The sequence below is a fragment of the Roseateles sp. P5_E1 genome (genome assembly GCF_054049335.1).
In genome coordinates this window covers 1-5,847 of sequence record NZ_JBFUMN010000105.1, presented here as the reverse complement: position 1 = coordinate 5,847, position 5,847 = coordinate 1, and the positions used below count along the sequence as shown (strand labels likewise).

At 67.0% G+C, this 5,847-nt stretch carries 1 protein-coding gene; it reads right to left on the bottom strand.

Features of this window, described 5'->3' with window-relative positions; translation table 11 throughout:
• Positions 1–5,847: heme utilization protein (locus ACXJKJ_RS29835; RefSeq protein WP_457394895.1), on the bottom strand; the 5,847-nt coding region annotated here is incomplete at both ends.

The following is a 5,847-nucleotide window of genomic DNA, read 5'->3' as shown; positions in this document are numbered from 1 at the left end:
GGTCAGGCTGTTCAGGTCCGCCGTGCCCAGCGTGTTGACCTGGGATGTGGTCAGGCTGTTGACCTGGCCGCTGCTGAGCGCGCGGAGCTGGTCGCTGGTGAAAGCGTCGAGCTGGTCGGACGACAGATTGCGCAGGGCGCCGGTCGTCAGCGACTTGACGTCGCCGGTTTCGATGGCGGCAATCTGGGCGGTGGACAGGCTACCGGCCTGCGTGGAGTTCAGTGCAGCGACCTGACCCGAGGTCAAAGCGATCATGTCACCCGTGGTCAGGCCCTTGATCTGGGCGGTGCCCAGCGAGGCGACTTGCGCCGTGGTCAACGAGCCGACGGCATCGCTGGCCAGGGCGCCGACCTGATCGGAAGACAGGCCGTTGAGGGCGGCGGTCGTGACGGCGCGCAGGTCGGCCGTCTCGATCTTGGCCAGCTGGCTGGTGCTCAGTGCGCCGAACTGGCTGGACGACAGGGCCGCGAACTGGGCAGTGCCCAGCGCGTTGAGGTTGTCGGTCGACAGGTTGCCGAGCTGGTCAGTCGTCAGCGAACGGATCTGAGCCGTCGACAGGTTGGCCATCTGGCCAGTCGTCAGCACATTCAGGTCGCCCGTGGAGATGTTGACGAGCTGCGGGCTGGTGGTCAGCGCGTTCAGCTGGGTGGAGGTCAGTGCGCGCAGCTGGTCGCTCGTGAGGGCGTCGAGTTGGTCCGTCGACAGGTTGCGCAGCGCGCCGGTGGAGATGGACTTGACGTCGGCTGTCTCGATGGCGGCGATCTGGGCGGTGGACAGCGCACCCGCCTGGTTGGAGTTGATGGCGGCGATCTGGCCCGAGGTCAGAGCCATCATGTCGCCGGTGGTCAGGCCCTTGATCTGGGCGGTGCCCAGCGAGCCGACCTGTGCCGTCGTCAGCGAGCCGACGGCGTCACTGGCCAGGGCGCCGACCTGGTCTGAGGACAGGCCGTTGAGCGCAGCCGTCGTGACGGCACGCAGGTCAGCGGTCTCGAGCTTGCCGAGCTGGCCGGTGGTCAGCGAACCGAACTGGCTGGAGTTCAGCGCCGCGAACTGGCTGGTGCCCAGCGCGTTCAGGTTGTCGGTGGCGAGGTTGCTGAGCTGGGTGCTGGTCAGCGCCTGGACCTGGCCCGAGGACAGGTTGGCGAACTGGCCGCTCGTCAGGCTGTTCAGGTCTGCCGTGCCCAGCGTGTTGACCTGGGATGTGGTCAGGCTGTTGACCTGGCCGCTGCTGAGGGCGCGGAGCTGGTCGCTGGTGAAGGCGTCGAGCTGGTCGGAGGACAGGTTGCGCAGCGAACCGGTGGTCAGCGACTTGACGTCGCCCGTTTCGATGGCGGCGATCTGGGCGGTAGACAGGCTACCGGCCTGGGTCGAATTGATGGCAGCGACCTGGGCCGAGGTCAGGGCGACCATGTCACCCGTGGTCAGGCCCTGGATCTGGGCGGTGCCCAGCGAGGCCACTTGAGCGGTCGTCAGCGAGCCGACGGCATCGCTGGCCAGGGCACCGACCTGATCGGAAGACAGGCCGTTGAGGGCAGCGGTCGTGACGGCGCGCAGGTCAGCCGTCTCCAGCTTGCCGAGCTGGCCGGTGGTCAGTGCGCCGAACTGGCTGGACGACAGGGCTGCAAACTGGGCGGTGCCCAGGGCGTTGAGGTTGTCGGTGGCGAGGTTGGCGAGCTGGGTGTTGGTCAGCGCCTGGACCTGCGCGGACGACAGGTTGGCGAACTGGCTGCTGGTGAGACTGTTCAGGTCGGCCGTGCCCAGCGTATTGATCTGGCTGGTCGTCAGCGAGTTGATCTGGCCGCTGCTCAGCGCACGCAGTTGATCGCTGGTGAAGGCGTCGAGCTGGTCGGAGGACAGGTTGCGCAGGGCGCCGGTGGTCAGCGACTTGATGTCGGCCGTCTCGATCGCAGCGATCTGCGCCGTGGACAGACCGGTCACCTGGGTCGAGTTCAGTGCAGCGACCTGGCCCGAAGTCAGGGCGACCATGTCACCCGTGGTCAGCCCCTTGATCTGGGCCGTGCCCAGAGAGGCGACTTGGGTTGTCGTCAGCGAGCCAACAGCGTCACTGGCCAGCGCGCCGACCTGGTCCGAGGACAGGCCGTTGAGCGAGGCGGTCGTGACAGCACGCAGATCGGCCGTCTCCAGCTTGCCCAACTGGCTGGTGGTCAGAGCGCCGAACTGGCTGGAGCTCAGCGCCGCGAACTGGGCGGTGCCCAGGGCGTTGAGGTTGTCGGTCGCCAGGTTGGCGAGCTGGGTGTTGGTCAGCGCCTGGACCTGGCCCGAGGACAGGTTGGCGAACTGGCCGCTGGTCAGGCTGTTCAGGTCGGCCGTGCCCAGGGTGTTGACTTGGGCAGTCGTCAGCGAGTTGATCTGGCCGCTGCTGAGCGCGCGCAGTTGGTCGCTGGTGAAGGCGTCGAGCTGGTCAGACGACAGGTTGCGCAGGGCGCCGGTCGTCAACGACTTGACGTCAGCCGTCTCAATAGCCGCCAGTTGGGCGGTGGAGAGGCTGCCGGCCTGGGTAGAGTTCAGCGCCGCGACCTGGCCCGAAGTCAGAGCGACCATGTCGCCGGTGGTCAGGCCCTTGATCTGGGCCGTGCCCAGCGAGCCAACTTGTGCCGTGGTCAGGGAGCCGACGGCATCGCTGGCCAAGGCGCCAACCTGGTCTGAGGACAGGCCGTTGAGTGCGGCGGTCGTGACGGCACGCAGATCGGCCGTCTCGAGTTTGCCCAACTGGCCGGTGGTCAGCGCACCGAACTGGCTGGAGCTCAGCGAGGCGAACTGGCTCGTGCCCAGGGCATTGAGGTTGTCGGTCGCCAGGTTGGCGAGCTGGGTGTTGGTCAGCGCCTGAACCTGGCCAGAGGACAGGTTGGCGAACTGGCCGCTGGTCAGGCTGTTCAGGTCAGCCGTACCCAGCGTATTGATCTGGCTGGTGGTCAGCGAATTGACCTGGCCGCTGCTGAGTGCACGCAGCTGGTCGCTGGTGAAGGCGTCGAGCTGGTCGGACGACAGGTTGCGCAGGGCGCCGGTCGTCAGCGACTTGACATCGCCCGTTTCGAGGGCGGCAATCTGGGCGGTGGACAGGCTGCCGGCCTGCGTCGAATTGATGGCAGCGACCTGGGCCGACGTCAGGGCGACCATGTCGCCCGTGGTCAAGCCCTTGATCTGGGCGGTGCCGAGGGAGGCGACCTGCCCGGTGGTCAGCGAGCCGACGGCATCGCTGGCCAGGGAGCCGACCTGGTCGGAAGACAGGCCGTTGAGCGCGGCGGTCGTGACGGCGCGCAGGTCAGCCGTCTCCAGCTTGCCGAGCTGGCCAGTCGTTAGCGCACCGAACTGGCTGGACGACAGGGCTGCGAATTGGGCGGTGCCCAGCGCATTCAGGTTGTCGGTCGCCAGGTTGGCGAGCTGGGTGTTGGTCAGCGCCTGGACTTGGGCCGAGGACAGGTTGGCGAACTGGCCGCTGGTCAGGCTGTTCAGGTCGGCCGTGCCCAGCGTATTGATCTGGCTGGTCGTCAGCGAGTTGATCTGGCCGCTGCTCAGCGCGCGCAGTTGGTCGCTGGTGAAAGCGTCGAGCTGATCGGACGACAGATTGCGCAGCGCACCGGTCGTCAGCGACTTGATGTCAGCTGTCTCAATGGCCGCCAGTTGGGCGGTGGACAGGCCGGCCGCCTGCGTGGAGTTCAGTGAAGCGACCTGGCCCGAAGTCAGAGCGACCATGTCGCCGGTGGTCAGGCCCTTGATCTGGGCCGTACCGAACGAGGCGACCTGGGCCGTGGTCATTGAGCCGACGGCGTCACTGGCCAGTGCGCCGATCTGATCGGAAGACAGGCCGTTGAGCGCGACGGTCGTGACGGCGCGCAGGTCGGCGGTTTCGAGCTTGCCGAGCTGGCTGGTCGTCAATGCACCGAACTGGCTGGAGTTCAGGGCCGCGAACTGGGCGGTGCCCAGGGCATTGAGGTTGTCGGTCGCGAGATTGGCGAGCTGGGTGTTGGTCAGCGCCTGGACCTGGCCAGAGGACAGATTGGCGAACTGGCCGCTGGTCAGGCTGTTGAGGTCGGCCGTGCCGAGCGTATTGACCTGGCTCGTGGTGAGGCTGTTGATCTGACCACTGCTGAGCGCGCGGAGCTGGTCGCTGGTGAAGGCGTCGAGTTGGTCGGAGGACAGGTTGCGCAGGGCGCCCGTGGTCAGCGACTTGATGTCCGCGGTCTCAATCGCGGCCAGTTGCGCGGTAGACAGGCTGCCTGCCTGCGTGGAGTTCAGCGCCGCGACCTGGCCCGAGGTCAGGGCGACCATGTCACCCGTGGTCAGGCCGTCGATCTGGGCGGTGCCCAGCGAAGCAACTTGAGCGGTGGTCAGCGAGCCGACGGCATCGCTGGCCAGGGCACCGACCTGGTCGGAAGACAGGCCGTTGAGCGCGGCGGTCGTGACGGCACGCAGGTCAGCGGTTTCGAGCTTGCCCAGTTGGCCGGTGGTCAATGCGCCGAACTGGCTGGACGACAGGGCGGCGAACTGGGCCGTGCCCAACGCGTTCAAGTTGTCCGTGGCGAGGTTGGCGAGCTGGGTGTTGGTCAGTGCCTGGACCTGGCCCGAGGACAGATTGGAGAACTGGCTGCTGCTCAGGCTGTTCAGATCGGCCGTACCGAGCGTGTTGACCTGGCTCGTGGTCAGGCTGTTGACCTGGCCGCTGCTGAGGGCGCGGAGCTGGTCGCTGGTGAAGGCGTCGAGCTGGTCAGACGACAGGTTGCGCAGGGCRCCSGTSGTCAGCGACTTGATGTCGGCGGTCTCGATGGCCGCCAACTGGGCGGTCGACAAGGTGCCGGCTTGGGTGGAGTTCAGCGAGGCGATCTGGCCCGAAGTCAGGGCGACCATATCGCCGGTGGTCAGGCCCTTGATCTGGGCGGTGCCCAGCGAGGCGACCTGTGCCGTGGTCAGCGAGCCGACGGCGTCGCTGGCCAAGGCGCCGACCTGGTCGGAAGACAGGCCGTTGAGCGCGGCGGTCGTGACGGCACGCAGGTCAGCGGTTTCGAGCTTGCCGAGCTGGCCGGTGGTCAGCGCACCGAACTGGCTGGACGACAGGGCCGCGAATTGGGCCGTGCCTAGCGCGTTCAGGTTGTCGGTCGCCAGATTGCCGAGCTGGTCGGTCGTCAGCGAACGGATCTGAGCCGTCGACAGATTGGCCATCTGGGCCGTCGTCAGCACATTCAAGTCACCCGTGGAGATGTTGACGAGTTGCGGGCTGGTGGTGAGCGCGTTCAGCTGGGTGGACGACAGGGCGCGCAGCTGGTCGCTGGTCAATGCATCCAGTTGATCCGAGGACAGGTTGCGCAGTGCGCCGGTGGAGATGGCCTTGACATCGGCCGTCTCGATGGCGGCGATCTGGGCGGTGGAGAGCACGCCTGCCTGGGTCGAGTTCAACGAGGCGACCTGGGCCGAGGTCAGGGCGACCATGTCGTCCGTGGTCAGGCCCTTGACCTGGGCGGTGCCCAGCGAGCCGACCTGTGCCGTGGTCAGCGAGCCGACGGCATCGCTGGCCAGGGCGCCGACCTGGTCGGAAGACAGGCCATTGAGGGCGGCCGTCGTGACGGCACGCAAGTCAGCGGTTTCCAGCTTACCGAGCTGGCCGGTGGTCAGTGCACCGAACTGGCTGGACGACAGGGCTGCAAACTGGGCGGTGCCCAGGGCATTGAGGTTGTCGGTCGCGAGATTGGCGAGCTGGGTGTTGGTCAGCGCCTGGACCTGCGCGGACGACAGGTTGGCGAACTGGCCGCTGCTCAGGCTGTTGAGGTCGGCCGTGCCCAGGGTGTTGATCTGGCTCGTGGTCAGCGAATTGATCTGGCCGCTGCTGAGTGC